Origin of the sequence: Pseudomonas sp. W17, from assembly GCF_040268305.1 — a bacterium.
GTDB lineage: Bacteria > Pseudomonadota > Gammaproteobacteria > Pseudomonadales > Pseudomonadaceae > Aquipseudomonas > Aquipseudomonas protegens.
In genome coordinates, this window is sequence record NZ_CP158490.1 from 5,374,051 (window position 1) to 5,399,199 (window position 25,149).

The window sequence follows — 25,149 nt, forward strand, 5'->3', positions numbered from 1 at the left end:
GGATGGCTGCGACTTTTCCCACCGCCGCTCTGGAAATCCATCTATGAATCTGTTTCGCAGCGAACGCGGGGCCCTGGCCCTGCTGCTCGGCGTGTCTGCCTTGATCCTGCTGCTGGGCCTGGGCTCCCGTGAACTCTGGGGGCCGGAGACCCGCTGGGCCAACATCGCCTTGCAGATGTTGCAGAGTGGCGACTATTTCGACCCTTACCTCAAGGGCGCTCCCTACTACGACAAGCCCCTGCCCTCCTACTGGCTGATTACCGCCAGCGCCTGGCTGATGGGGGACCTGGGGCACTGGTCGCTGCGCCTGTCCTCGGTGATCGCCGCATGGCTGAGCATCTGGCTGGTCTACCTGATCGGCGAGCGGCTGTTCCACAAAGGCACTGGGCTGATCGCCGGCTGGATGCTGGCCACCACCTTCTATTTCGCCTTCTGGGCGCGGGTGGCCACGGCCGACATCCTGACCGTCTGTGGCGTATTGGCTGCAGTGTGGTGGTACTGGCGCGGCCCGAAAGATACCCGCCTGGGCCGCTATACGGTGTTCTTCCTGATACTGGCGGCGACCTCACTGCTCAAGGGGCTGATCGGCTTCGTCCTGCCGGGGCTGATCCTGTTGCCACACCTGCTGAGCCAGGGGCGCTGGAAACGCCACCTGAACCTGCGCCTGTTGCTGGCCTTGAGCATCGCCGCGCTGTTCTACATGGTGCCCTTCGTTCTCTCGCACCTGTACGGCGCTCCCAGCTACGGGGAAAGCGGCCTGAGCCTGGTGTTTCGCGAGAATGTGGTGCGTTTCTTCAACCCCTTCGACCATGTCGGGCCGATCTACACCTACCTGATCTACCTGCCGGCCTATACCTTGCCCTGGGCGCCCTGCTGGATCCTCGGCCTATGGCTGGCGGCCCGGCACTGGCGCCAGTTGCAACCCAATGAACGCTGGCTGGTGTGGGCCCTGGGGCTGCTGTTCCTGTTCTTCACTGCCAGTGGCAGCCGGCGCAGCTATTACGTTCTGCCCCTGGTGCCCTTCGCTCAGTTGCTCGGTGCCTGGTGGCTCAACCGTCGGCTGCAGCTACGCCAGGCCGCCGGCAAACCCGTTTCCCGTGGCTGGCCCCTCGGCTTCTCCTGCGCAGCCCTGGTCATGCTGCTGGTGCTGGGGGTGGCCTACCCCTGGAGCAACAGCGGCGGGGGGGTGATGCAGTTCAGCGTCGATACCCGGGCCGCCGCGAGCCGGATCGCTCCCTGGAATCAATGGCGGATGGTCATGGTGGAAATCGATAACAAACTGCCGATGTACCTGCAGAACCAGGGCGCACCCTTCTACTACGTGGCAGAAACTGCGGATTTCCCGCGTAATGGCAGCAGCGCGGACTTCATGGCCTGGCTGGACAAGACCAGTGGCCAGCACTGGGACCCGCAGCGCACCCTGATCTTCGTCCAGCAGAAGCACGATGAACCGCTGATGCTGGGGTATCTGGGCGAGGATCATCAACTGGTCCGCACCACCCCGACCAACGGTGAGCGCCTGGCCAAGAAACCGGCGCAAGGCAGCGTGGCCTTCATTCCCCGCATGCCGGGGAACTGAATGACCGGGCTGCGCAAGCGCAGCCCGGATTCACCAGGATCGGATCAGAGGTTCACCACATTGACGAAACGCGGCGTGGCGCTGTCGTCGATGCGCAGGCTGGTGAAGTCGAACAGATTGCGGTCCGCCAGTTGCGAGGGGATCACGTTCTGCAGGCCGCGGAAGATGCTTTCGGTACGCCCTGGAGTCTTGCGCTCCCATTCCTGAAGCATCTCCTTGACCACCTGGCGTTGCAGGTTCTCCTGGGAACCGCAGAGGTTGCACGGGATGATCGGGAACTGCTTGAGGTCGGAATAGGCCTGGATGTCCTTCTCGCTGCAGTAGGCCAGCGGGCGGATTACCACGTTGCGCCCGTCATCGGCCAGCAGCTTGGGCGGCATGGCCTTGAGCGAACCGTTGTAGAACATGTTGAGGAAGAAGGTCTCGACGATATCGTCGCGGTGGTGACCCAAGGCCATCTTGGTGGCGCCGATTTCGTCGGCGAAGGTGTACAGGGTGCCGCGACGCAGGCGCGAGCACAGCGAGCAGGTGGTCTTGCCTTCCGGGATCAGCTCTTTGACCACCGAATAGGTGTCCTTCTCGACAATGTGGTACTCGATCCCCAGTTCCTTGAGGTAGGCCGGCAGCACGTGCTCGGGAAAGCCTGGCTGTTTCTGGTCCATGTTCACCGCGACGATCTCGAACTTGATCGGCGCCACCTTCTGCAGGTGCAGCAGCACGTCGAGCATGGTGTAGCTGTCCTTGCCGCCGGACAGGCAGACCATGACCTTGTCGCCCTCTTCGATCATGTTGAAATCGGCGACCGCTTCGCCCGCCTGGCGGCGAAGACGTTTCTGCAGTTTGTTCTGGTTGACCGTAAGAGTGCCCATGGCTCTTGAAATCCGCGAGGTATGTGACGAAAAGCCGGACATTTTACGCAAAAACCCCAGCCCCGTGAAAGCGCCGCAGAGCAACGGTGCCGGGGCCGCCATGACAGATGCAGCGGCGATTAGCCCGGGGGTTTACAGCGCAATTTGCTCTAAAGGTGCGCACATCTGCGGAAAACTCCTCCCTATACTGCGACATAAGGTCGCACACACATATAGACCTATACTGACTGTGCCACTTGGCTGTAAGCGCTCCGTTGGGGGGCGATGGCAACAATAAAGGAGTGACTGACCATGATTCATCATGTCGTAGGACTCTTCACCCACCCCGATCAGGAATGGCGAGATATCCGTGGCGATGCCGAGGAAAGCATCAGCCACATGTACCTCACCCATACGCTGATCCTTGCGGCAATCCCCGCCATTTCGGCTTTTATCGGCACCACCCAGGTCGGCTGGGTCATCGGCAATCGCGCGCCGGTGATGTTGACCATGGAAAGCGCCCTGTGGATGACCATCATGTCGTACCTGGCCATGCTCGGCGGCGTGGCGGTGATGGGCGCGTTCATCCACTGGATGGCCCGGACCTATGACGCCAGCCCAAGCCTGGCACGTTGCGTGGCCTTTGCCACCTACACCGCCACACCACTGTTCGTCGGTGGCCTGGCGGCGCTGTACCCGCACATGTGGCTGGGCATGATCGTCGGCACTGCCGCCATCTGCTACACGGTCTACCTGCTGTATGTCGGGCTACCGACCTTCATGAATATCCCGTCAGACGAGGGGTTCCTGTTTTCCAGCTCAGTGCTGGCAGTAGGCCTCGTGGTGCTGGTCGCGATCATGGCCTTCACCGTGATTGTCTGGGGCCTGGGCGTCGGCCCCGTGTACACCAACTGACGCCGCACCAATAATAACCCTCTGTCTGCCAGCACAGGCCGCCGCAAGGCGGCCTTCTTATGGGCGCGGGGTGGATGACCATTCGGCGCCTGGGCGATTCGGAATCCCCCGTGTTTGCGGCATACTCACTCCCTCTGGAGAGCCGTTAAGCATGCCCGAGCAACTCAATACCCGCGTCGAAGATTGTTTCCAACTCGCTGAATCCTTTTTCAAACGTCCTTTCAAACGCCCGGTGGTCAGCCTCAAGTTGCGTGGCCAGAAAGCCGGTGTCGCCCATTTGCACGAGAACCTGCTGCGCTTCAACCCGCAGCTGTACCGGGAAAACACCGAGGACTTCCTCAAGCAGACCGTAGCCCACGAAGTGGCACACCTGATCGCCCACCAACTGTTTGGCGAACGTATCCAGCCCCACGGTGAAGAGTGGCAACTGATCATGCGCGGGGTGTACGAACTGCCACCCAATCGTTGTCATACCTACGACGTAAAGCGTCGCAGCGTGACCCGCTATATCTACCGCTGCCCCTGCGCCGAGAGCGATTTCCCGTTCTCCGCCCAACGCCACAAACTGGTGGCCCAGGGGCGTCGCTATCTGTGCCGGCGTTGTCGGCAAACCCTGGTCTACAGCGGGGAAACCAGGGTCGAGTGACAGTTTTAAAGCACTGCCTCGGCAAACCCGCAGCTACGCGATGACCCCCTCGCGCCGCAGTGCCTCGATGCGCTCGGCGCTATAGCCCAGTTCCTCCAGCACCTGATCGGAATGCGCCCCCAACCTGGCGCCAATATGCCGCGGCTCTGGCAGCCCCTCGGAAAACTTCAACGGGCAGGCCATCTGCGCCTGCCGGCTGCCGTCTTCACGGGGCACCTGGCTGACCAGTTGCCTGGCCTGCAACTGCGGATGTTCCAGGGCCTCGCCTAGGCTCAGCACCGGCTCGACGCAGGCATCGAAACCAGCGAACAGCTGGCACAACTCGGCGAAATCGTGTTTCTCGAATTCGACCTGCAAGGCCTGCTTCAGTGCCTGTTGCTGTTCAGGCAAGGGAGACAGGCCCTGGGCCGCCAGTTCCGGGCGGCCCAGGGCCTGACACAACTGCTGCATGAATACCGGCTCCAGACTGCCCACCGACAGCCAGCGCCCGTCCCGGCTGCGGTAGTAATCATAAAAGCTGCCACCATTGAGCACCTGCTGCTCCATTCCGGGCTCGACCCCACAGGCCAGGTAGCCGGCACCGGCCATGGCGTTCAGGCTGAACACGCAGTCGGTCATGCTCACGTCCAGGTACTGTCCCTGGCCGCTGTGCTGGCGCGCGATCACCGCTGCCAACAGGCCGATCACCCCATGCAGCGAGCCCCCCGCGATATCCGCGGCCTGGATGCCCAGGGGTAATGGTCCCTGATCGCAGCGGCCGGTCTGGCTGGCCAGCCCGGCCAGGGCCAGGTAGTTGATGTCATGCCCGGCGCGGTCCCGGTAGGGGCCGGTCTGGCCATAGCCGGTAATGGAGACGTAGATCAGCCGCGGGTTGATCGCCTTCAAGGCCTGGTAACCCAGCCCCAGGCGCTCCATCACGCCCGGACGGAACTGTTCGAGAACAATGTCGTGGTCCTGCACCAGTTGCCGCACCACCTCCAGCGCTTCGGGACGCTTGAGGTCCAGGGCCAGGCTGCGCTTGTTACGGTTGAGATAAGCGTGGCTGGCGGAAACCCCGGCATCGTGGGGCGGCAACACTCGCAACAGATCCATGCGGGTCGGCGACTCGATGCGCAGGACCTCGGCGCCCATGTCCGCCAGCAGCAACGAGGCGAAGGGCCCCGGCAGCAGGGTGGAGAAATCCAGTACCTTGAGTGACGCCAACGGCCCTTGCATAGCCCTCTCCTCTTGATCGGCAGCCCACAGAGTAGGCAGCCGCGACGCCCGCAACAATCACCGCAACAGTCAGCCGGGCTGACCGTTGCGCTCAATCGCCAGGCAATAAAAAACCCGCCGAAGCGGGTTCTTTATATAGCTCAAGGCTTACTTGATGCTCGGTGCCGGGCCTTCGGCCACACCCAGGTCATCGGTTTCACGGGTGTCGGTAATCGGCCGGCCACCGGAAGCCAGCTCGGATTGCAGCTTGTCTTCGTCCAGCTCCTTGACCCACTTGGCAACCACTACGGTAGCCACGGCGTTGCCCACCAGGTTGGTCAGGGCGCGAGCTTCGGACATGAAGCGGTCGATACCCAGGATCAGCGCCAGGCCGGCCACCGGCAGGTGACCCACGGCCGACAGGGTCGCGGCCAGGACGATGAAGCCACTGCCCGTCACACCGGCAGCGCCTTTGGAAGACAGCAGCAGCACCAGCAGCAGGGTGATCTGGTGAGTGATGTCCATGTGGGTATCAGTGGCCTGGGCAATGAACACCGCAGCCATGGTCAGGTAGATCGAAGTACCGTCGAGGTTGAACGAATAACCGGTAGGGATCACCAGGCCGACCACCGACTTCTTGGCGCCCAGGCGTTCCATCTTGATCAGCATGCGCGGCAGGGCCGATTCCGAGGAGGAAGTTCCCAGCACGATCAGCAGTTCTTCACGGATGTAGCGGATCAGCTTGATCACGCTGAAGCCGTGGGCGCGGCAGATTGCCCCCAGGACCACCAGCACGAACACCACGCAGGTGATGTAGAAGCAGATCATCAGTTGGCCCAGTTGCACCAGGGAACCCACACCGTAGGCACCAATGGTGAACGCCATGGCGCCCAGCGCACCCAGGGGCGCGAGCTTCATGATCATGTTGATGATGTTGAACATCACATGGGCGAAACGGTCGATGAAATCCAGCACCGGCTTGCCGTAGGCCCCCAGGCGATGCAGGGCGAAACCGAACACCACGGAGAACATCAGCACCTGCAGGATATCGCCATTGGCGAAGGCGCCGACGATGGTGGCCGGGATGATGTTGAGGATGAAGCCGACGATGCTCTGGTCATTACCGGCAGTCACGTAGGCTGCAACTTTCGAGGCGTCCAGGGTCGAAGCGTCGATGTGCATGCCGGCCCCCGGCTGCACCACGTTGACCACGATCAGGCCGATCAGCAGGGCAATGGTGGAGACGATTTCGAAGTACAGCAGCGCATAGCCGCCGGTCTTGCCCACCGACTTCATGTTCTGCATGCCGGCGATACCACTCACCACGGTACAGAAAATGATCGGAGCGATGACCATCTTGATCAGTTTGATGAAGCCGTCACCCAGGGGCTTGAGAGCCACACCGGTCTGAGGGTAGAAGTGGCCGAGCAGGATGCCGATGGCGATGGCAACGATCACCTGGAAATACAGGGATTTGTACAGTGGCTGACGAGTCGTCATTGCAAGTTTCCTCAAGAGCCCCGGCATGCACTTTCCGTCGATGCATGCGGTGCCTAAAGTGCGAACCCTCCTGCGCTGGAGGGATTTGTTGTGTCGAGCTGCGTGCTGGCAGATCTTCCGGCTCTATCGCAAAGCCCGTGCCACCTTGTGAAAAAGCCTTGCAGGCCTTTAGACATCAGGGGTGCGGGCTGATCCTTGCATCCGTTGCGCAGGCTGAAGCTGGCGGATTTCCGCCCACTCACCCTCTCTCGTCCTACAATTTGGCGGATATCCGCCTTGTTCCCTTCCTGGGGGCTGGCTAAGATCCGCCACTCAATGGACGGACCTGCCTGCATGCGCGAACGCACCATCGCCAGCCACTTTGCCCGTGCCGCCCTGGGCGGAGCACGCCGGCACGGCTATGACTACGCGCCCCTGCTGCATCAGTTGGGCATCAGCCCCGAGCTGCTGAACCAACCCAAGGCCCGTATCGCCCCCGAGCAATTCACCCGCCTGTTGCAGCAACTGTGGCTGGAGCTGGATGACGAGTACCTCGGGTTCGGCCATGGCCCCAGCAAGCGCGGGACCTTCGCCATGATGTGCCACGCGCTGATCCACTGCCGTACCTTGGAAAAAGCACTCCATCGCGGCTTATTATTTTATAGCCTGTTTCCGGAAGCCCCGCGTCTGAGTCTGACGCGTGAAGGAGAAATGGCCCGGCTGAGCCTGGATGATTCCGAGCTATGGGATCCCGAGCACTTTCTCAGCGAGAGCCTGCTGGTGATCTGGCATCGCCTCGGCAGTTGGTTGATCGGCCAGCGCATCCGCCTGGAGCAGGCCTGCTTCAGCTACCCCAAACCCGATCACGGCGCGGAATACGACCTGCTTTTCCCTTGCCCGCTGCTGTTCAACCAGGAGCGCAGCAGCCTGCTGTTCCACAGTCGCTACCTGGGCATGCCGCTGCTGCAGGACGAACGCACCCTCAAACACTTCCTCGAACGCTCTCCCGCCGACCTGTTGTCGCGCCCGGATGAAGGCGACAGCCTCAGCAGCCAGCTGCGCCGCCTGCTCAGTCGCGACCGCGAGCACTGGCCCGACCTGGAAAGCGTCGCCCAGCACCTGCACGTCAGCCCGCAGACCCTGCGCCGGCATCTACGCGAAGAAGGTTCGAGCTTTCAGGAGCTGAAGGATGAGCTGCGCCGCGACATTGCCATCTACCACCTCGGCCGGGCCGACCTGTCATTGCAACAGATCGCCGAACAACTGGGCTTTTCCGAGCCCTCGGCCTTTCACCGGGCGTTCAAGAAATGGACCGGCCTGACCCCGGGCGCCTACCGCGCCCGGGAACAGTAGCCCCCCCTACAGGGCCGGAAAGTGAATCCGGAAGGCCGCCCCCCCCAGGGCCGAATCCCCCAGGGTCAGTTGCGCGCCGTAGCTCTCGATGATGTCCTTGACCACCGCCAGGCCGATGCCCTGCCCGGGGTGCTGGCGATCCAGGCGCTCACCGCGCTGCAGAATCCGCGCCCGCTGATCGGGTGGCACGCCGGGGCCGTCGTCTTCCACACACAACTCGGAGCCTTCCAGGGTCTCGCGCACGCTGATGCGCACTGAGCTCAGGCACAGGCGATAAGCGTTCTCCAGCAGGTTGCCGAGCAACTCCAGCAAGGCGCCGTGCTCGATCGGCAGGTAGCAGCGTTCCGGCAAGTCGAAGGACACCCGTACCTGCTTGTCGCGATAGACCTTGTCCAGGGTGTCGCAGAGGCTTTGCAGCACCGGCCGCAGCCGCACCTGGTGGCGCACCAGGCCGCTCTTGCGCAGGCTGGCGCGCTGCAACTGGTAACTGATCTGCTGGCTCATGCGCTCGATCTGCGCCTGCAGCACCCAGGCCTGCTCACGATCCTGGGGCCGTTGCGCCATGTCCTCGCTCACGCCTTGCAACACCGTCAACGGGGTTTTCAGGCTGTGGGCCAGGTCATCCAGGGAGTCACGATAGCGACTACGCTGCTCACGCTCGCTTTGCAGCAGGCGGTTCAACGAGCCCGTCAGGCGCAACAGCTCGCGCGGGTGCTCCTCACTGAGGCTCTGGCGGGTGCCGCTTTCGATCTGGTCCAGCTCCTGGCTCAAGCGTCGCAAGGCTTGCAACCCCCAGGTCAGGCCGAGCCAGAGCAGTGCCAGGAGCACCAGCAAGGCCGCGCCGAACCCCAGGTAGAGGTTTTCCCGAACGCCTTCCAGGGTTTGCTGGTACTCACGCACCGGCTGCAGCGCGACAATACTGAAGGCCGCGCTCTTGCCCCCCAGCAGCTTGATCTCGACGTCGTAGACGAAGAACTCCTGGCCGTTGGCTTCGCGGATCCTGGCGAACTCATTGCCACGCCCGTCGTACCGCGGCCGGTAGTTGATGTTCTCTTCCTGGGTCGCCCGCGAGCGCCAGACCAGGTGCCCTTCGCGGTCGTAGATATAGCCCAGCAGCCGGCTGTCGGCGAGGTTGAAGCGCTCGTCGGGCAATTGCGCCGGCATCTGCAGGCGGTTGTTCTCGATCCGCGCCGCACTGATCAGGGTGGTGACATCGGAAGCCAGGCGCTGCTCGATAGAGTCCTGCAACGCCAGGCTGAACGCCCCCTGCATGGCTGGCAGCAGGGCCAGCATGAACAGCACCGCCAGAGTCGTGGCGGCCAGCATCAGGCGCAGGCGCAGCGATCGAATCATCGGCAACGCTCGTTGAACAGGTAGCCCAGACCACGCACCGTATCGATCGGCTTGAAGCCCGACGGCCCCTCAAGCTTGCGCCGCAAGCGGCCCACCAGCACTTCGATGACATTCGGATCGCGCTCGTCGTCGTCCGGGTACAACTGCTCCATGAGCCGGTCCTTGGCCACCACTTGCTGATGATGACGCATCAGGTATTCGAGAATCCGGTACTCATAGGCCGTCAGGGCCAGGGGCTGCTCATCCAGGGAGGCCTGCTTACGGTTCAGGTCCAGCAGCAGCGGCCCGGCAATGATGGTGGACTGGGTGAAGCCACTGGAGCGCCGCAGCAGCGCATTCAGGCGCGCATCCAGCTCTTCGAACTGGAATGGCTTGACCACATAGTCGTCCGCACCGGCCGCCAGGCCCTCGACCTTGTCCTGCCAGTTGCCACGGGCCGTGAGGATGAGGATCGGGAACGTCTTGCCACGGTTGCGCAACTGGCGGATCAGGTCCAGCCCGCCCATGCCGGGCAGGCCCAGGTCGATCACCGCCAGATCGTGGTTGAACTGCTCGGTCTGATACAGCGCCTCCTCGGCGTTGGCCACGGACTCGACGACATGACCGCTGTCGGTGAGCCGGGTTTGCAAATGATGACGCAACAGCGCCTCATCTTCGACGACCAGCAACTTCATAACGCTCTCCCAGGCAAAATTCGACATCTCCAGGGGCGCCCCTGCGCCCTGATGATTAATGCGCCAACGCCGGACCGTGCCCAAGGCACGATCCGGCGCGGTCCAGGCCAGGCCGCTTATCAGAAAGCGTAGTTGGCCGACAGATAGGTCTGGGCGCTGCTGGTAAGGCTCAGCGAACCCTGCTTGCTGCCACCGCGCTCGCTCATCTCGGTCCCGGCATTGCTGCGCAGGTAACGGTAGCCGAGCTCCACCGAGGTGTTCTGTGAAACCTGTTGCAGGACGCCGGCCTGTACGCCCACCGCGTAACCAATGTCGCTGTCACGGCTGAAGCCCGGAGACTCCTGAGTCAGCTTGGTCAGGCCGGCCGTGCCGCCGCCAAAGAGTTTGGTGCTGCTGGTCACCGGCAGGAACATATCGTAGCTGCCCAGCAGATTCTGCTGGCGCAGTTTAATGCCGTTGTGGGAGCCAGACACATAATCGTAGGTAGCGTAGTAGCGACCCTGGTCATTCTGTTGACCGGCGCGTACACCCCAGGTGTTGTCCTTGCCGATCACGCCATCGGCGTTCGGATGGCCCAGGTTGCTGTTGAGCTGGCTGGACTTGTTGATCTTGTCGCTGGTCTGGCCGAAGGACAACCCAACAAAGTTGCTGTCAGCGGCTTGGGCGGCGGCGCTGGCGCCGAAGACGGTAAAGGCCAGGAACAGCTTTTTCAATGAAGTCATAGGAAGTTTCCTTTGCGCTATTGGCTTTTTGGGTACGGGGCTAGAGTAAACAGCCCGCCCTGAACTCCCCCTGAACACACCCTTAACCTCGCCTGAACCAGATCGACTAGGCTGTGCTGACACCTTTTCAACCGGAGTTCCCCTCATGCGCATGCTCGTCGCATTGGTCCTGTTAACCCTCGGCGGCCTCAGCCAGGCCGCCATCAAGACTCAGGAAATTCCCTATCGCAGTACCGACGGCACTCAGTTGATCGGCTACTACGCCTACGACGACGCCCTACAGGGCCCGCGCCCGGGCATCGTGGTGGTGCATGAATGGTGGGGCCTCAACGACTACGCCAAGCGCCGGGCCCGGGACCTTGCCGCCCTTGGCTACAGTGCCCTGGCCATCGACATGTACGGCCAGGGCAAGCACACCGAACACCCGGCGGACGCCATGGCCTTCATGCAGGCCGCGCTGAAGGACAGTGCCGCTGCCAGTGCACGTTTCAACGCCGGCCTTGAGCTGTTGAAACAGCAACCGCAGACCGATCCGCAGAAACTCGCTGCCATCGGCTACTGCTTTGGCGGCAAGATTGTCCTCGACGCCGCGCGCCAGGGCCTGCCCCTGGCCGGCGTGGTGAGTTTCCACGGTGCCCTGGCCACCGCCACACCGGCTACACCCGGCAGCGTCAAGTCCAAGATCCTGGTGGAACATGGGGCCCAGGACAGCATGGTGACGGCGGACAACGTCACCACCTTCAAAGCGGAAATGGACAAGGCCGGCGTCGACTACCGCTTCGTCAGCCTGGAGGGAGCCAAGCATGGCTTCAGCAATCCCGATGCCGACCGCCTGAGCCATGGCGAACACGGCGGGCCGGACATCGGCTACAACAAGGCCGCCGATGAGCGTTCCTGGGCCGACATGCAGGCATTCTTCAAAAAACTGTTTGGCTAGCCGCCGGATCTGGGTTGCCGTCAGTGCGCTGCGGCACCCCTTTGCGCTTCACCCGACTACCCTCAAACGCAGCAACCCGGCACACTAGCGGCCATGAATGCTCTCCTCCCCCTCCCCGCTTGCTGCACCCCTCTGGACGCTGCCTGGCCGCTGCCGAACGTCCTGCCCCAAGCCCTCTGGCTGAGTACCCGGTTCGATCCCGGGCAACTTGCCGCGGATGATTTTCAGCGCAGCGGCATCGAGGCACCGCCGAGCATCCAGCGTTCGGTGGCCAAGCGTAAGGCCGAATTTCTCGCTGGACGCCTGTGTGCCCGGGCCGCCTTGCAGCAACTGCAACGACTGGACTGGGTACCGCCCATTGGCGATGACCGAGCGCCAATCTGGCCCGAACACATCTGCGGATCGATCACCCACAGCAGCGGACGCGCCGCGGCCATCGTCGCCGACAAGCAACACTGGCGTGGCCTGGGAATGGACCTGGAACACCTGCTCAGTGCAGAACGTGCGGCCAAACTGGCGGAGCAGATCCTGACCCCGGCCGAACTGCAGCGCCGCGACCAGTTGCCGGCCGAGCTGCATGCACTGGCGGTAACCCTGACCTTCTCGATCAAGGAAAGCCTGTTCAAGGCCCTGTACCCGCTGGTGCACAAACGCTTCTATTTCGAACACGCCGAAGTCCTGGAATGGTCTGCCGAAGGGCCGGTGCGGATGCGCCTGCTCACCGATCTGTCCGAGGAATGGCAGCACGGCCGCGAACTGCAAGGGCAGTTCGCCGTGCAAGACGATCATCTGCTGAGCCTGGTGGCCATCAAGGCCTGAACCGGAGCCGCCCTCAGCGGGGTTCTTGATGCCGTGGCCAGCTCAGGCTGAAGCAGGCACCGCCCAGGTTCTTGCTCTTGCTGATCAGGGCGCGGCCCTCGTGCCAATGGATGATCCGCCGCACAATCGACAGCCCCAGCCCATGCCCGCCGGAAGCCCGGGTGCGGCTGTCATCCAGGCGCAGGAATGGGGTGAAGATCTTTTCCCAGGCATGTTCCGGCACGCCGGGACCGTCATCTTCCACATCCACCCGGCAGCGCAACTGCCCTACCTGATAGCTGACCGTCACCTGGGACTCGGCATGACGCATGGCGTTGCCCACCAGGTTCTGCAAGGCCCGGTGCAGGTAGCGCGGCTCGGCCTCGACCCACGCACCGTCACATTCGGCGGCAGACAGGCACAGGCCACGCCGGACCTTGAGATTGGCCCGCAGCGGCGCCAGTTCGCTGATCACCTGGTTGATCAGCGCATCCAGGTCGATACGCTGGAAATTCAGGGCCGGCGAGCCCTGCTCCAGGCGGGCGTAGGTAAGCATTTCGTCCACCAGCCGGTCGAGGTCCTGAATGTCGTTGTCCATGCCGTCCAGGTACTTCTGCCGGGCCTGATCGGTGCTCGCCGAAGCAATCATCTCCAGGCCGAAACGCAGCCGCGCCACGGGTGTGCGCAACTCATGGGACACCGCACGTACCAGCTCGCGCTGAATCGCCAGCAGGCGCTGCAAGTGCTCGGCCATGCCATTGAAGGCCGCCGCCAGGCGCCCCACGGAGTCCACGCCACGGGCCGGCACGCGGGTCTCCAGGCTGCCCCTGGCGATCCGCGTGGCCGCCGACTCCAGGCCGCTGAGGCGCCGCTCCAGCTGGCGCACCAATAGATAGACGATCAGGCCGATCAGGCTCAGGCCCAGCACGGCAATCAGCACCAGCCATTGCGGCGGATAGGGATTCATCTGATACAGCGGGCCGATCTCCAGCACCCAGGGCGTGCCCACCAGGCCGGCGAAAACCCGGATCGAATCGCCACCCTTGCCCAGGGCCATCACCGTGTCGCCCTCGGCCACCCGGCGCCGCTGATCCTCGTCCATGTCGGCAGCGTCCAGAGTCGACAACTGCATATCGAAGCCGAACCCCTTGGCTTCCTTGAGTGCAGCCAGACGCTGGGGTTGCTCTGCCACCGGATAACGCACCAGCTCATCCGCCAGCAGGTAGATAGTGGCCCGGGCCAACTGCTCGCTGATCTGCTGGACCTCGGCACTGAGCAGCAGCTGCTCCTTCTCGCTGACCAGGCGATAGACCCGGGCGGCGAAGGGGCCGGTCTGCTCCACCAGCGCCTGGCCGCGCAGCACCCGACCGCGCTGGCTACTGTCCAGGTCGGTCTGGCTGAAGGTCTTGAGACTCAGGGGAATGCCCAGCAAGCGCTCCCACACCGCCAGCGCCCGGCGACGCTCGATCTCGCTCATCGGCTGCAGGTTGTCCGCCATCAGCGAAAAAGTGCCGTGGGCCAGCCGCTCGCGGTACTGCTCGCTGCGCACCTGGTTCAACAGATGCAGGGCCAGGACCCCAAGCAACGCCACGAGGATCAGCGCGGCGCACATACCGCCGTAGATCCGCAGGAAGATCGAGTTCACGAGCGCATGTCGGCGGCGGCTTCGGGAACGAACAGGTAACCCTTGCTGCGAATGGTCTTGATCAGCCGCGGGTGCTCCGGATCGTCACCGATCTTCGGGCGGATGCGCGAGATCCGCACATCGATGGAGCGGTCCTGGCCGTCATAGCCGATGCCGCGCAGGGCGGTGAAGATTTCTTCCCGGGACAGGATCCGCCCGGCATTGGCCACCAGCAGCCACAGCAGGTCGAACTCGGCACTGGTCAATTCGATCCCGGCATCGCTCAGCCACGCCTCGCGCAGGGCATTGTCCACCACCAGCGGGCCGAACTGCAGGCGGCGGTTTTTCTCCACCGCCGGCTCCGGGGCTTCGCTACGGCGCAGCAGGGCCTGGATGCGCGCCAGCAGCAACCGCGGGCGCACCGGCTTGCAGACATAGTCGTCGGCACCCAGGTCCAGGCCCATGATCTGGTCCATGTCATCGGTACGGGCGGTGAGCATGAGGATCACTCCGTCATAACGATCCCGAACCTTGCGGCAGATGCTCAGGCCGTCTTCACCGGGCAGCATCAGGTCGAGGATCACCAGATCCGGCTGCTCGGCAATGATCCTGGCCGCGGCCCGGGCACCGTTGCCCTCGATCGCCACCTGCAGGCCATTGCTTTCGAGATATTCACGGGTCAACTCAGCCAGACGCTGGTCATCCTCGACAATCAGTACCTGCCAGGCTTCCTGTTCCACGCACGACCTCTTCTTGTTCTATTGCCAGTCCACCTTGAGCAGGAAAGCCCCCGTCTTTCTGTCATGAAAAAGGCGGATAACACGCTCTGGGAAAGGTGGCTGGTTTGCCATGGGAAAGGCCGGGAAACCCCGGTCGATCGTTGCCGATTGTAGCAACCGGCACAGGCGCCGACACAAGCGGCTAAAACGACTCGGTCAGGGCGTTTTTTTGTGATAGGGTTCGCGCCCGCAAAAATCCGCCCCAGGCAATTTTCGACGGTAAAAAACAGTGACAAACGGTTCCATCCACTGGTACTGCGGGCTGCGTGAGTTTTACCCAGTCCATACACAATTTACGCACAACCTTATCCACAGGCAGTACGTTGCAATCAGCCCCCCAAACGCATTATCTTGTAGCCCGGCGGCTAAAAATCCCTATATCTAGGGTTTTGCGCAAAAAAACCAAACACAATTCAGCCAAGAAACTCAAGCCCTTTTCTTGCCCCGTTTGGCGGAACCAATCGCTGTTTCAGAAGACCAAGACCGCGCGTGCGGATGGCATCGTTTTCCACCCTGTCCAGGAGAAAGCGGTACGGGTGTTGCAGCAACAAGACTGTCACCCACCAGGAATAAGGTGCCGAGCCCCGGCTCGGCACCCATGACTTCGGCATGGAAGCGGCGCCTATAGCCCCCTTCCTGAACTGTCCCGAAGTCGTTATGCCCGGCCTCTGCCGGCTGTAGTGCTTCAGGACGGAACGGTGGGCACCCAAACGGTGCCCAAACAAACATAGAGAACGTGGAGACACCCATGCAAACCGACACAACTCGCGAGAACTCGCAGGCCAATGCGCCGCAGGCCGCCGATTCCACTCAGGATCTGTCTGCTACCGCACCTGGCCAATTGCGCGTGATCAAGCGTAACGGCACTGTCGTTCCTTATACCGATGACAAGATCACCGTCGCGATCACCAAAGCGTTCCTCGCAGTTGAAGGCGGCACCGCCGCTGCCTCGTCGCGAATCCACGACACTGTGGCGCGCCTGACCGAACAGGTCACCGCAACCTTCAAGCGTCGCATGCCTTCGGGCGGCACCATCCACATCGAAGAGATCCAGGACCAGGTCGAACTGGCCCTGATGCGCGCAGGCGAGCAGAAAGTCGCCCGCGACTACGTGATCTACCGTGACTCCCGCGCCAAGGAACGGGCTACCCGCTCCACCAGCGAAGAGCCGGTACAAGCCCACCCTTCGATCCGCATCACCCGCACCGATGGCAGCTTCGCACCCCTGGACATGGGCCGCCTGAACACCATCGTCAGCGAAGCCTGCGAAGGCCTGGAAGAAGTCGACGGCGACCTGATCCAGCGCGAAACCCTGAAGAACCTCTACGACGGCGTGGCACTCAAAGACGTCAACACCGCCCTGGTGATGACCGCCCGCACCCTGGTCGAGCGCGAGCCGAACTACTCGTTCGTGACTGCCCGCCTGCTGATGGACACCCTGCGTGCCGAAGGCCTGGGCTTCCTTGAAGTAGCCGAAAGCGCCACCCACCACGAAATGGCCGACCTGTACGCCAAGGCGCTGCCGGCCTACGTCGCCAAGGGTATCGAGTTCGAATTGCTGAACCCGGTACTGGCTGAGTTCGATCTGGAAAAACTCGGCAAGGCGATCAACCACGAGCGCGACCAGCAGTTCACCTATCTGGGCCTGCAGACCCTGTACGACCGCTACTTCATCCACAAGGATGGCGTGCGTTTCGAACTGCCACAGATCTTCTTCATGCGCGTGGCCATGGGCCTGGCAATCGAAGAGAAACAGCGTGAAGACCGCGCCATCGAGTTCTACAACCTGCTGTCGTCCTTCGACTACATGGCTTCGACCCCGACCCTGTTCAACGCCGGCACCCTGCGTCCACAGCTGTCGAGCTGCTACCTGACCACCGTTCCGGACGACCTGTCGGGCATCTACGGCGCCATCCATGACAACGCCATGCTGTCGAAATTCGCCGGCGGCCTGGGCAACGACTGGACTCCGGTACGTGCACTGGGCTCCTACATCAAGGGCACCAACGGCAAGTCCCAGGGCGTCGTACCCTTCCTGAAAGTGGTCAACGACACCGCGGTAGCCGTGAACCAGGGTGGCAAGCGCAAGGGCGCTGTCTGTGCCTACCTGGAAACCTGGCACATGGACATCGAAGAGTTCATCGAGCTGCGCAAGAACACCGGTGATGACCGCCGTCGTACCCACGACATGAACACCGCCAACTGGATCCCCGACCTGTTCATGAAGCGCGTCTTCGATGACGGCAAGTGGACCCTGTTCTCGCCATCGGAAGTGCCTGATCTGCACGACCTGACCGGCAAGGCCTTCGAAGAGCGCTACGAGTACTACGAAGCCCTGACCGAGTACAACAAGATCAAGCTGTTCAAGACCGTCCAGGCCAAAGACCTGTGGCGCAAGATGCTGTCCATGCTCTTCGAGACCGGCCACCCATGGCTGACCTTCAAGGACCCGTGCAACCTGCGCAGCCCGCAGCAGCACGTGGGCGTGGTCCACAGCTCGAACCTGTGCACCGAGATCACCTTGAACACCAACAAGGACGAGATCGCCGTTTGCAACCTGGGCTCGATCAACCTGCCGAACCACATCGTCGACGGCAAGCTGGACACCGCCAAGCTGCAACGCACCGTGAACACCGCCGTGCGCATGCTCGACAACGTGATCGACATCAACTACTACTCGGTGCCGCAAGCGAAGAACTCCAACTTCAAGCACCGTCCAGTCGGACTGGGCATCATGGGCTTCCAGGATGCGCTGTACCTGCAGCACATCGCCTACGGCTCCGATGCCGCCGTCGAGTTCGCCGACAAGTCCATGGAAGCGGTCAGCTACTATGCGATCCAGGCTTCCTGCGACCTGGCCGATGAGCGCGGTGCCTACGAGACCTTCCAGGGCTCGCTGTGGTCCAAGGGCATCCTGCCGCTGGATTCGCAACAGATCCTGATCGAAGCCCGTGGCCAGAAGTACATCGATGTGGACCTCAACGAGTCCCTGGACTGGGCACCGGTTCGCGCCCGTGTACAGAAAGGCATTCGTAACTCCAACATCATGGCCATCGCACCGACCGCCACCATCGCCAACATCACCGGCGTGTCGCAGTCGATCGAACCGACCTATCAGAACCTCTATGTGAAATCCAACCTGTCGGGCGAATTCACCGTGATCAACCCGTACCTGGTTCGCGACCTGAAGGCTCGCGGCCTGTGGGACTCGGTCATGATCAACGACCTGAAGTACTACGACGGTTCGGTACAGCAGATCGAGCGCATCCCGCAGGAGCTCAAGGAGCTCTACGCGACTGCCTTCGAAGTGGAAACCAAGTGGATCGTCGACGCCGCCAGCCGTCGCCAGAAGTGGATCGACCAGGCTCAGTCGCTGAACTTGTACATCGCCGGCGCTTCGGGCAAGAAGCTGGACGTGACCTACCGCATGGCTTGGTACCGTGGCCTGAAAACCACCTACTACCTCCGCGCCCTAGCCGCCACCAGCACCGAGAAGTCCACCATCAACACCGGCAAGCTGAACGCTGTTTCCAGCGGCGGCAACCACGGTGACGACTCGGTCCTCGCGGCGCCAGCCGGTCCAGCTCCAGTACCTAAGGCTTGCGCCATCGACGAGCCGGATTGCGAAGCTTGCCAATAAGCTGAGCTGACAGGCGCCTATGGCGCCTGTGCCAACCCCCGATAGGCCTCCGGCTTATCGGGGGTTTTCTTTTGCCCGCAACAAAGCTGCAGGAGCCTGCTTGCCAGCGAAGAGGCCCGAAGCCTTGCACTGCACCGAGAGCGCCTTCACTGGCAAGCCAGCCCCTGCGGCAGCGGTCCTTGCAGAGCGAACAGCACTATCGAACAGGCACAAAAAAGCCCCTCGAGGAGGGGCTTTTCGTAAAGCGCTTCAGCCAACCAGCATCAGGTCATCTGGATGATGGTCTGCATGATGGTGCTCTGGGTGGAGATGGTCTTGGCGTTCGCCTGATAGTTGCTCTGGGCCTTGATCAGGTTGACCAGTTCGTTGGTCAGGTTGACGTTGGACTCTTCCAGGGAGTTGGACTGAATCGCCCCCAGGGTGCCGGTCTTCGGTGCGTCATAACCAGGGATACCGGACGCATAAGTCTCTTTCCACTGAGTGCCGCCTACTGGCTGCAGGCCCTGCTCGTTGGTGAAGCTGGCCAGGGAAATCTGACCGATCGGCTTGGTCTGCTCGTTGCTGAAGTTGGCCAGCATCACACCGGTGCCATCAATGGTCAGGCTGCTGATCTGCCCCGTGGAGTAACCATTCTGCGCGATCACCGAGCGAGTGCTTTCGCCAAACACCGAACCGGTTTTGGTCATGTCGATGCTGACACCGTTAGGTGCAGCCTTGGCGCCATTGGGAGTGAACACGCCGTTAGTGACGGTACCCGGGGTCCAGGCCGCAGCCGACATGACAATGTTGTTGCCGGTCACGGTGAATTGGCTGGAGGTTGCCGGAGTCGGAGCCACAACAGACTTCAACTTGCCCGACGAGTCGAAGGTGATGGTGATCGGCGACTGGTTGGCCATGCTGAACGCGGTGCCGTCAGGGTTGCGACCATCGATCAGCGTGTAGGTTTGCCACTCGTTGGCGTTCGGCGTCTTGATCATGTACTGATCCATGACGTGCTTGTTGCCCTGGGTGTCATACACAGGCGTGCTGAACTGCTTGGTGTAGGTGGTGTTGTCGGTCGGATTGAACACATAGGCCGGAGAGGTAGCACCCACATTGATCGGCGTCGAATCGGAGTTCAGGTTGATCGTAGAGGAAATCGCGTCGGTTGGCTTTGGCGCCAGGTTCGAAGTATCGATCCGCAGGTCGGTCAGCACACCGTTGATGATCTTGCCGTTGGCATCGACCGCATAACCTTGCAGACGGGCAGTGCCATCGCTGTTGGTGATGTAGCCTTCCTTGTCGGTCTTGAAGGTACCGGCACGGGTGTAGGTCAGCGAGCCATTGGTGCTCAGCACGAAGAAGCCCTGGCCCTGGATGCCCATGTCCAACACATTACCGGTGTTGTTGATATCACCGTTGGTGAACTGCTGGGAAACGTTGGCCAGGCGCACACCATTACCAATCACCTGGGTGCCGCTGCCCAGCTTGGTGGCCGAATAGACGTCGGCGAATTCCGCACGGGAGGATTTGAAGCCGGTGGTAGCGACGTTGGCGATGTTGTTGCCGGTAACGTCCAGCTGTTTGTTGGCAGCGTAGAGACCGCTAAGGCCGATATTGAAAGACATATTCCACTCCTTGTGCCGGTTAGTCGGCTCTAGATACCAATGGTTTGTACTTTGGACAGGGCAATCGGGCTGCTCATGCCGGCGAGGTTCAACATCAACTCGCCGCCGGTCTGGCTGATGGTCACGCTATTGACCGTGGCTGGCAGGTAGGTGATCAGATCGGTGCCCTTGCCATCGATGGTGGTGCTGGCCTTGAAGGTGTAGTTGCCTGGATCCGCCTTGGTGCCGTCGGTCTTGGTGCCGTCCCAGACAAAGCTGGCGTTGCCGGCCTTCTGGCTGCCCATGTCGATGGTCTTGACGGTATTGCCGTCCTTGTCGGTGACGGTCACGGTGACCGAGTTCACGCTGGATGGCACGGTGACCGAACCGGTCATGCTCTTGCTGGTGTCGACCTGGGTGGTACCGGTCTGCACGATGACCGAGCGCCCCACCAGGGACGAAGCCTGCAAGGCCTGGGAAGACTTGTAGTTACCCGTGATCGCGTTCACCGAGGAGTTGAGGGTAGTGATGCCTTCCAGGGTGGAGAACTGCGCCAACTGGGCAACGAACGCACTGTTGTCCTGCGGATCCAGTGGGTTCTGGTTGTTCAGTTGGGTTACCAGCAACTTGAGGAATGCGTCCTTGCCCAGGCTCTGCTTGCCGGTGGCGCTGTTGGTCGCCGCGGCCAGGCCGTCAGCACTGGTGTTGGCCGTCTTTTTCGACGAATTCGCCAGGATATCCTTGAGGGATGGGGCGTTGGTGGTATCAGTCACGCTCATGTTCTTCGCCCCTTATCACTGACCCAGGGTCAGGACTTTCTGCATCATGGTTTTGGCGGTGTTCATCATTTCGGCGTTGGTCTGAAACGAACGGCTGGCAGAAATCATGTCGGCCATTTCTTCCACCACGTTGACGTTGGGGTAGTAAACATAACCCTTGGCATCGGCGGCGGGATGGTTCGGCTCGTAGCGGGCTTCGAGGTTGCTCTGGTCTTCGACCACACCCAGCACCTGCACGCCCTGGCCGGCGGCGTCCTGGTTCTGGAACAGCGAGTCGCTGCCGCCGCTTTGCGCGCCCTGGAACATGGTGGCAAACACCGGGTGACGAGCGCGGTAGGTCTGGTCGATGCTCGATGACACGCTCTCGGCGTTGGCGATGTTACTGGCGACGGTGTTCAGACGGGTGGTCTGGGCGCTCATGCCACTACCGGCAATATTGAAAACACTGGCGAGGGACATGGATTACTCTCCGCGCAGGGCTGCTACCAGCCCTTTGAATTTGCTGTTGAGCAGCGTGAAGCTGGCCTGGAAATCCACCGAGTTCTGCGCGTAGCTCGATTGCTCCAGCTGGGCGTCCACGGTGTTCTGATCGATCGACGGTTGCATCGGGGTGCGATACAGCAGCGATTCATCACCACTGCTCAAGCCCTGGGCTTCGATATGCCGGTTGTTGGTCATGTTCAACGCGAAGGTACCGTTCTGGGCCTTCTGATTCTGCTCGGCAAGCACGGCAGAGAAGTCCAGGTCCCGAGCCTTGTAGTTCGGGGTATCGGCGTTGGCGATGTTGTTGGCCAGAACTTCGGCACGCTTGGCGCGAAAGCCAAGGGCCTGTTCGTGGATACCGAGCGCTTTATCGAAGCTGATGCTCATGGCGAAAACCTTTGGGTGACCTGATTTTTCGTAACTCGGATATAGCAAGCTGCGTGCCAAGTCATCAAACCCCGTATTTCAAGGGTTTGCCGGCGACGGCAAGGCGGCAATGCCAGAAAAGCGGCAATGGATTTCCGCGAAACACCGGCAAAGCGGCAACCACCCTGCCGCTTTCAGCCAGGCGCGCCAGATAATTGCAGGCACAAAAAAGGAGGCCCAATGGCCTCCCTTTTCGGTACGACGATCTGCTGGCTACTTGGCCTGGTAGATGATGCCCGGACTGCATTGCACCATCTGATAATGATCCGGCAGCCCATTGAGGGCTTCGGAAGCCCCCAGGAACAGGTAGCCGCCAGGCTTCAGGGTGCTATGAATGCGCATCAGGATGTCCTTCTTGACCTCCGCCGAGAAGTAGATCAACACATTGCGACAGAACACGATATCGAACTTGCCGAGACTGGCGTAGCTGTCCAGCAGGTTGAACGAGCGGAACTCCACGCGGCTCTTGATCGGCGCCTTGACCACCCAGCGCCCCGGCCCCTTGGGGTCGAAGTAACGCTGCAGGCGCTCGGCCGACAGGCCACGCCCAATTGCCAGGCTGTCATATTCACCGGTCTTGCAGTTGTTGAGCATGGTCCCGGACAGATCGGTGGCAACGATCTGCACCCCCATCTTCAACTGCCCCATGTTGCTACGCTCGAACTCATCGATGGACATCGACAGCGAGTAGGGCTCCTGCCCCGACGAACAGGCCGCCGACCAGATGCGCAAGCGCTGGTTGGGGCTGGCCTTGATGGCTTCGGGTAGCACCTTGTTCTTCAACACCTCGAATGGGTAGGTGTCGCGAAACCACAGGGTTTCGTTGGTCGTCATGGCATCCACGACCATCTCGCGCAAACCACTGCGGGGCTGGGTCTGAATCCGCTGGACCAGCTCACCCAAGGTTTTTATCCCTTGCTGCTCCATCAGTTTGTTGAGACGGCTCGAGACTAGATATTGCTTATTTTCCCCGAGCAAAATACCACAGGCTTTTTCCAGGAAGACCCGGAACTGTTCAAAATCCAAATTACCCGTAGACAATGCTGCCGCCTCTTAAATCTTATGTCCGCCAGGGCGAGTGCCCTTAGCTGTGATCTGCTGCTTTGATCCGGTCGACTACCCGGGATGCCAGGTCATCAGGGCGGAACTTGGCAAGAAAGTCATCGGCACCGACCTTCTTCACCATCGCCTGATTGAACACCCCTGACAACGAAGTATGCAGGATGATATGCAGCTTTTGCATGCGTGGATCATTACGTATCTCGGCCGTGAGGGTGTAACCGTCCATTTCGGGCATTTCGATGTCGGAAATCATCATGAGGAATTCCTCTTCCGGCTTCTTGCCCTCGTCCACCAGCTTGCGCAAGTAATCCAGCGCTTGCCGGCCATCATTCAATGCCACTACCTCGACACCTACGGTTTGCAGGCACCGAGTGACCTGCTTGCGTGCCACCGACGAGTCATCGACGGTCAGCACCCGCAGGGAAACAGCCTTGTGCTGGGTTTCGACATCCACCACTCCTGCCGAGATCGCCTCCGAGGTCGGCGCTACTTCCGCCAGGATCTTCTCCACGTCGATGATTTCCACCAACTGGTTGTCCACCCGAGTGACCGCCGTCAGGTAGTGATCGCGTCCGGTCCCCTTGGGCGGCGGATGGATCTCTTCCCAGTTCATGTTGACGATGCGCTCCACCGAGCGCACCAGGAAACCCTGGGTCTTGGTGTTGTACTCAGTGATGATGACGAACGGATTGCTCTGGTCCTGCAGGCCACCAGAACCCGTAGCCATTGCCAGATCCAGAATCGGAATGGTCGCCCCTCGTATATTCGCGACACCGCACACCACAGGACTGGATTTGGGCATCAGGGTCAGCTTAGGGCATTGCAGCACCTCGCGAACCTTGAATACGTTGATCCCGTAGAGCTGCCCACCGTCCAGACGGAACAGCAACAACTCTAGTCGATTCTGCCCAACCAATTGCGTGCGCTGGTTCACCGAATCCATTACACCAGCCATGCCCAGACTCCCCAAAGCTTTAAGATCCGACGCACGCTCATTGCTAAACGGCACGGCGCTTGCTTTTTAACTGTTATGAACGCCAAAACGACATTTTTCCGACGCCTGACATCCCGCTACCGCACTTTGCTGTGCGGGCTGTCGGCTCTGTGCATTTTAAACCCCGGCAACCCTGCCGTTGCTGATTCGGTCACCCTGCCTGATCTTCTTATCGGCGTCACTCAAGGGTTTCTTGAATTCACGGTAGAAGACTACCTGGCCACCAGTCAAACGGAAGGTCGCTATGAAATCCAGGTCAACCAGTTGGACCCTCGCATGCGCATGCCCAATTGCGACAAGGAATTGACAGCCAACCTGGAAAGCCCGGCCCAACCGCTGGGGCGAGTCACCGTCAAAGTGCGCTGCGAAGGCGCCTCGCCATGGACGGTATTCGTGCCGGCGCAGGTCAAGCTGTTTCGCGAGGTGGTCACCACTGCACGCCCGCTCAAGCGCGCCGGCATCATCGAACCGGAAGACGTGGTGCTGCGCGAACGGGACATCAGCCAGAACAATCAGGGCTACCTCACCTCAGTGGACCAAGCCATTGGTCAGAAACTTGTCCGACCAATGGTCGCCGACCAGCTCGTTACCCTGGCCCATCTGGAGCAGGCGGAAGTCGTGCGCAAGGGCGATCAAGTGGTGATATCGGCACGCAGCGGCACGTTGAATGTGCGAATGCCGGGCGAGGCGCTGTCCAACGGCGGCATGAGCGAACAGATCCGGGTCAAGAACCTCAATTCGCAACGGGTGATCAAGGCCCGCATCACGGCGCCAGGGCAAGTGGAAGTGGCCATGTAGATAGCTGGCGCTCAACCCGTGCGTTCCCTAAACTGTGGCCGATAAAGGGTCGCAGATACCTGACTTGGTTTGTCGACAATCGAGCCTAAAGTTTTTCAGGGTATGGCCGAAAACATGGCAAGCGTCCAAATACCCAGAGGTTTACTTCATCATGGTCATCGACTTCAGCCGTTTAAACAGCTCCCCTTCACTGACAGGCAGTACGCGTACCAGCACCAGCAAGGAAACCGGTGATGCCGGCAAATCCACGCCGCTGACAACCGCCGCCGAGACCAGCAAAAGCGGGGAATCGGTACACCTGAGCAATGAGGCTCAACAGTTGCAGAAAGTCACTGACAAGCTGCGCGATCAGCCTGCCGTCGACAAAGCCCGGGTGGCCGAGTTGAAGCAAGCGATTGCCGATGGCAGCTATAAGGTCGACAGCAACCGCGTAGCCAGCAAACTGCTCAACTTCGAAGCCCAGCGCTAGCCCCAGGCTTG

At 61.2% G+C, this 25,149-nt stretch carries 23 protein-coding genes; 9 read left to right on the forward strand and 14 right to left on the reverse strand.

Translation table 11 applies throughout. From position 1 onward, the window contains the following. The first annotated feature begins 43 nt into the window (after positions 1–43). Positions 44–1,579 carry a glycosyltransferase family 39 protein gene (locus ABCR88_RS24530; protein ID WP_350403641.1) on the forward strand — a complete coding sequence of 512 codons (1,536 nt, stop codon included), beginning with the start codon at positions 44–46 and terminating at the stop codon, positions 1,577–1,579. A gap of 44 nt (positions 1,580–1,623) precedes the next feature. Here ABCR88_RS24530 and ttcA read toward each other — a convergent pair whose 3' ends face one another. Beyond that, complete coding sequence (gene ttcA, locus ABCR88_RS24535; protein WP_011062726.1) at positions 1,624–2,448, reverse strand: tRNA 2-thiocytidine(32) synthetase TtcA; 825 nt, start codon at positions 2,446–2,448, stop codon at positions 1,624–1,626. Between the two features lie 291 nt (positions 2,449–2,739). On the opposite strand from ttcA, the gene ABCR88_RS24540 reads away from it, so the two are divergent. Both ABCR88_RS24540 and ABCR88_RS24545 read left to right on the forward strand, forming a co-directional pair. After that, positions 2,740–3,342, forward strand: coding sequence for a Yip1 family protein (locus tag ABCR88_RS24540; protein ID WP_011062727.1), 603 nt, complete (start codon positions 2,740–2,742; stop codon positions 3,340–3,342). A gap of 151 nt (positions 3,343–3,493) precedes the next feature. Further along, a complete protein-coding gene (locus ABCR88_RS24545; protein WP_011062728.1) occupies positions 3,494–3,988 on the forward strand; it encodes a SprT family zinc-dependent metalloprotease in 495 nt (164 codons plus the stop codon). A gap of 33 nt (positions 3,989–4,021) precedes the next feature. Here the strand turns inward: ABCR88_RS24545 and ABCR88_RS24550 are convergent, their stop codons facing one another. Both ABCR88_RS24550 and ABCR88_RS24555 read right to left on the reverse strand, forming a co-directional pair. Beyond that, complete coding sequence (locus ABCR88_RS24550; RefSeq protein WP_041119504.1) at positions 4,022–5,203, reverse strand: CaiB/BaiF CoA-transferase family protein; 1,182 nt, start codon at positions 5,201–5,203, stop codon at positions 4,022–4,024. A 147-nt stretch (positions 5,204–5,350) separates the two neighbouring features. Continuing rightward, positions 5,351–6,682, reverse strand: coding sequence for a dicarboxylate/amino acid:cation symporter (locus ABCR88_RS24555; protein WP_011062730.1), 1,332 nt, complete (start codon positions 6,680–6,682; stop codon positions 5,351–5,353). A 333-nt stretch (positions 6,683–7,015) separates the two neighbouring features. Between ABCR88_RS24555 and ABCR88_RS24560 the strand changes: the two genes are divergently transcribed. Beyond that, on the forward strand, positions 7,016–8,014 hold the full coding sequence (locus ABCR88_RS24560) for an AraC family transcriptional regulator (RefSeq protein WP_041119506.1): 999 nt from the start codon (positions 7,016–7,018) through the stop codon (positions 8,012–8,014). Positions 8,015–8,020: 6 nt separating this feature from the next. On the opposite strand, the gene ABCR88_RS24565 is transcribed toward ABCR88_RS24560, so the two are convergent. From ABCR88_RS24565 to ABCR88_RS24575, 3 genes are all read right to left on the reverse strand, one after another. Further along, positions 8,021–9,367 (reverse strand): ATP-binding protein, encoded by a 1,347-nt coding sequence (locus ABCR88_RS24565; RefSeq protein WP_011062732.1) that lies wholly within the window; start codon positions 9,365–9,367, stop codon positions 8,021–8,023. Beyond that, positions 9,364–10,041, reverse strand: coding sequence for a response regulator (locus ABCR88_RS24570; RefSeq protein WP_011062733.1), 678 nt, complete (start codon positions 10,039–10,041; stop codon positions 9,364–9,366). The genes ABCR88_RS24565 and ABCR88_RS24570 overlap by 4 nt, the downstream gene beginning before the upstream one ends. Before the next feature lie 119 nt (positions 10,042–10,160). Then, entirely contained in the window at positions 10,161–10,763 is a 603-nt protein-coding gene (locus ABCR88_RS24575) for an outer membrane beta-barrel protein (protein ID WP_011062734.1), read from the reverse strand. A 145-nt stretch (positions 10,764–10,908) separates the two neighbouring features. On the opposite strand from ABCR88_RS24575, the gene ABCR88_RS24580 reads away from it, so the two are divergent. Both ABCR88_RS24580 and ABCR88_RS24585 read left to right on the forward strand, forming a co-directional pair. After that, positions 10,909–11,700, forward strand: a complete 792-nt coding sequence (locus ABCR88_RS24580; protein WP_350403642.1) for a dienelactone hydrolase family protein — start codon at positions 10,909–10,911, stop codon at positions 11,698–11,700. 93 nt (positions 11,701–11,793) lie between these two features. Continuing rightward, positions 11,794–12,519 carry a 4'-phosphopantetheinyl transferase superfamily protein gene (locus ABCR88_RS24585; protein ID WP_041119510.1) on the forward strand — a complete coding sequence of 242 codons (726 nt, stop codon included), beginning with the start codon at positions 11,794–11,796 and terminating at the stop codon, positions 12,517–12,519. Between the two features lie 13 nt (positions 12,520–12,532). Here the strand turns inward: ABCR88_RS24585 and ABCR88_RS24590 are convergent, their stop codons facing one another. Both ABCR88_RS24590 and ABCR88_RS24595 read right to left on the reverse strand, forming a co-directional pair. Continuing rightward, positions 12,533–14,143, reverse strand: a complete 1,611-nt coding sequence (locus ABCR88_RS24590; RefSeq protein ID WP_350403643.1) for an ATP-binding protein — start codon at positions 14,141–14,143, stop codon at positions 12,533–12,535. Further along, positions 14,140–14,862 (reverse strand): response regulator, encoded by a 723-nt coding sequence (locus ABCR88_RS24595; protein ID WP_041119513.1) that lies wholly within the window; start codon positions 14,860–14,862, stop codon positions 14,140–14,142. Before ABCR88_RS24595 ends, ABCR88_RS24590 begins: the two co-directional genes overlap by 4 nt. A gap of 787 nt (positions 14,863–15,649) precedes the next feature. Here ABCR88_RS24595 and ABCR88_RS24600 point away from each other — a divergent pair. Then, entirely contained in the window at positions 15,650–18,541 is a 2,892-nt protein-coding gene (locus tag ABCR88_RS24600) for a ribonucleoside-diphosphate reductase subunit alpha (RefSeq protein WP_015636664.1), read from the forward strand. Positions 18,542–18,804: 263 nt separating this feature from the next. On the opposite strand, the gene flgE is transcribed toward ABCR88_RS24600, so the two are convergent. The 6 genes from flgE to ABCR88_RS24630 form a co-directional block, all read right to left on the reverse strand. Continuing rightward, complete coding sequence (gene flgE / locus ABCR88_RS24605; protein WP_041119515.1) at positions 18,805–20,148, reverse strand: flagellar hook protein FlgE; 1,344 nt, start codon at positions 20,146–20,148, stop codon at positions 18,805–18,807. Between the two features lie 29 nt (positions 20,149–20,177). Continuing rightward, entirely contained in the window at positions 20,178–20,906 is a 729-nt protein-coding gene (flgD, locus tag ABCR88_RS24610) for a flagellar hook assembly protein FlgD (RefSeq protein ID WP_041119517.1), read from the reverse strand. 15 nt (positions 20,907–20,921) lie between these two features. Then, positions 20,922–21,365 (reverse strand): flagellar basal body rod protein FlgC, encoded by a 444-nt coding sequence (flgC, locus tag ABCR88_RS24615; protein ID WP_011062742.1) that lies wholly within the window; start codon positions 21,363–21,365, stop codon positions 20,922–20,924. 3 nt (positions 21,366–21,368) lie between these two features. Further along, positions 21,369–21,776, reverse strand: a complete 408-nt coding sequence (gene flgB, locus ABCR88_RS24620; protein WP_011062743.1) for a flagellar basal body rod protein FlgB — start codon at positions 21,774–21,776, stop codon at positions 21,369–21,371. A 252-nt stretch (positions 21,777–22,028) separates the two neighbouring features. After that, positions 22,029–22,856, reverse strand: a complete 828-nt coding sequence (gene cheR, locus ABCR88_RS24625; RefSeq protein ID WP_011062744.1) for a protein-glutamate O-methyltransferase CheR — start codon at positions 22,854–22,856, stop codon at positions 22,029–22,031. Positions 22,857–22,899: 43 nt separating this feature from the next. Next, entirely contained in the window at positions 22,900–23,832 is a 933-nt protein-coding gene (locus ABCR88_RS24630) for a chemotaxis protein CheV (protein ID WP_011062745.1), read from the reverse strand. 75 nt (positions 23,833–23,907) lie between these two features. On the opposite strand from ABCR88_RS24630, the gene flgA reads away from it, so the two are divergent. Further along, the gene (gene flgA / locus ABCR88_RS24635) at positions 23,908–24,669 is read left to right on the forward strand and encodes a flagellar basal body P-ring formation chaperone FlgA (RefSeq protein WP_011062746.1); all 762 of its coding nucleotides are present in this window, start codon (positions 23,908–23,910) and stop codon (positions 24,667–24,669) included. A gap of 151 nt (positions 24,670–24,820) precedes the next feature. Next, a complete protein-coding gene (gene flgM / locus ABCR88_RS24640; RefSeq protein ID WP_011062747.1) occupies positions 24,821–25,138 on the forward strand; it encodes a flagellar biosynthesis anti-sigma factor FlgM in 318 nt (105 codons plus the stop codon). Positions 25,139–25,149: the final 11 nt, after the last annotated feature.

Coding starts and splice junctions, on each gene's coding strand:
- ABCR88_RS24585 (WP_041119510.1), top strand. CDS start 11,794: ATGAATGCTCTCCTCCCCCTCCCCGCTTGCTGCACCCCTCTGGACGCT.
- flgM (WP_011062747.1), top strand. CDS start 24,821: ATGGTCATCGACTTCAGCCGTTTAAACAGCTCCCCTTCACTGACAGGC.
- ttcA (WP_011062726.1), bottom strand. CDS start 2,448: ATGGGCACTCTTACGGTCAACCAGAACAAACTGCAGAAACGTCTTCGC.
- ABCR88_RS24570 (WP_011062733.1), bottom strand. CDS start 10,041: ATGAAGTTGCTGGTCGTCGAAGATGAGGCGCTGTTGCGTCATCATTTG.
- ABCR88_RS24560 (WP_041119506.1), top strand. CDS start 7,016: ATGCGCGAACGCACCATCGCCAGCCACTTTGCCCGTGCCGCCCTGGGC.
- flgC (WP_011062742.1), bottom strand. CDS start 21,365: ATGTCCCTCGCCAGTGTTTTCAATATTGCCGGTAGTGGCATGAGCGCC.
- ABCR88_RS24555 (WP_011062730.1), bottom strand. CDS start 6,682: ATGACGACTCGTCAGCCACTGTACAAATCCCTGTATTTCCAGGTGATC.
- ABCR88_RS24545 (WP_011062728.1), top strand. CDS start 3,494: ATGCCCGAGCAACTCAATACCCGCGTCGAAGATTGTTTCCAACTCGCT.
- ABCR88_RS24550 (WP_041119504.1), bottom strand. CDS start 5,203: ATGCAAGGGCCGTTGGCGTCACTCAAGGTACTGGATTTCTCCACCCTG.
- ABCR88_RS24630 (WP_011062745.1), bottom strand. CDS start 23,832: ATGGCTGGTGTAATGGATTCGGTGAACCAGCGCACGCAATTGGTTGGG.
- ABCR88_RS24565 (WP_011062732.1), bottom strand. CDS start 9,367: ATGATTCGATCGCTGCGCCTGCGCCTGATGCTGGCCGCCACGACTCTG.
- flgE (WP_041119515.1), bottom strand. CDS start 20,148: ATGTCTTTCAATATCGGCCTTAGCGGTCTCTACGCTGCCAACAAACAG.
- ABCR88_RS24575 (WP_011062734.1), bottom strand. CDS start 10,763: ATGACTTCATTGAAAAAGCTGTTCCTGGCCTTTACCGTCTTCGGCGCC.
- flgB (WP_011062743.1), bottom strand. CDS start 21,776: ATGAGCATCAGCTTCGATAAAGCGCTCGGTATCCACGAACAGGCCCTT.
- ABCR88_RS24540 (WP_011062727.1), top strand. CDS start 2,740: ATGATTCATCATGTCGTAGGACTCTTCACCCACCCCGATCAGGAATGG.
- ABCR88_RS24580 (WP_350403642.1), top strand. CDS start 10,909: ATGCGCATGCTCGTCGCATTGGTCCTGTTAACCCTCGGCGGCCTCAGC.
- ABCR88_RS24600 (WP_015636664.1), top strand. CDS start 15,650: ATGCAAACCGACACAACTCGCGAGAACTCGCAGGCCAATGCGCCGCAG.
- flgD (WP_041119517.1), bottom strand. CDS start 20,906: ATGAGCGTGACTGATACCACCAACGCCCCATCCCTCAAGGATATCCTG.
- ABCR88_RS24530 (WP_350403641.1), top strand. CDS start 44: ATGAATCTGTTTCGCAGCGAACGCGGGGCCCTGGCCCTGCTGCTCGGC.
- flgA (WP_011062746.1), top strand. CDS start 23,908: ATGAACGCCAAAACGACATTTTTCCGACGCCTGACATCCCGCTACCGC.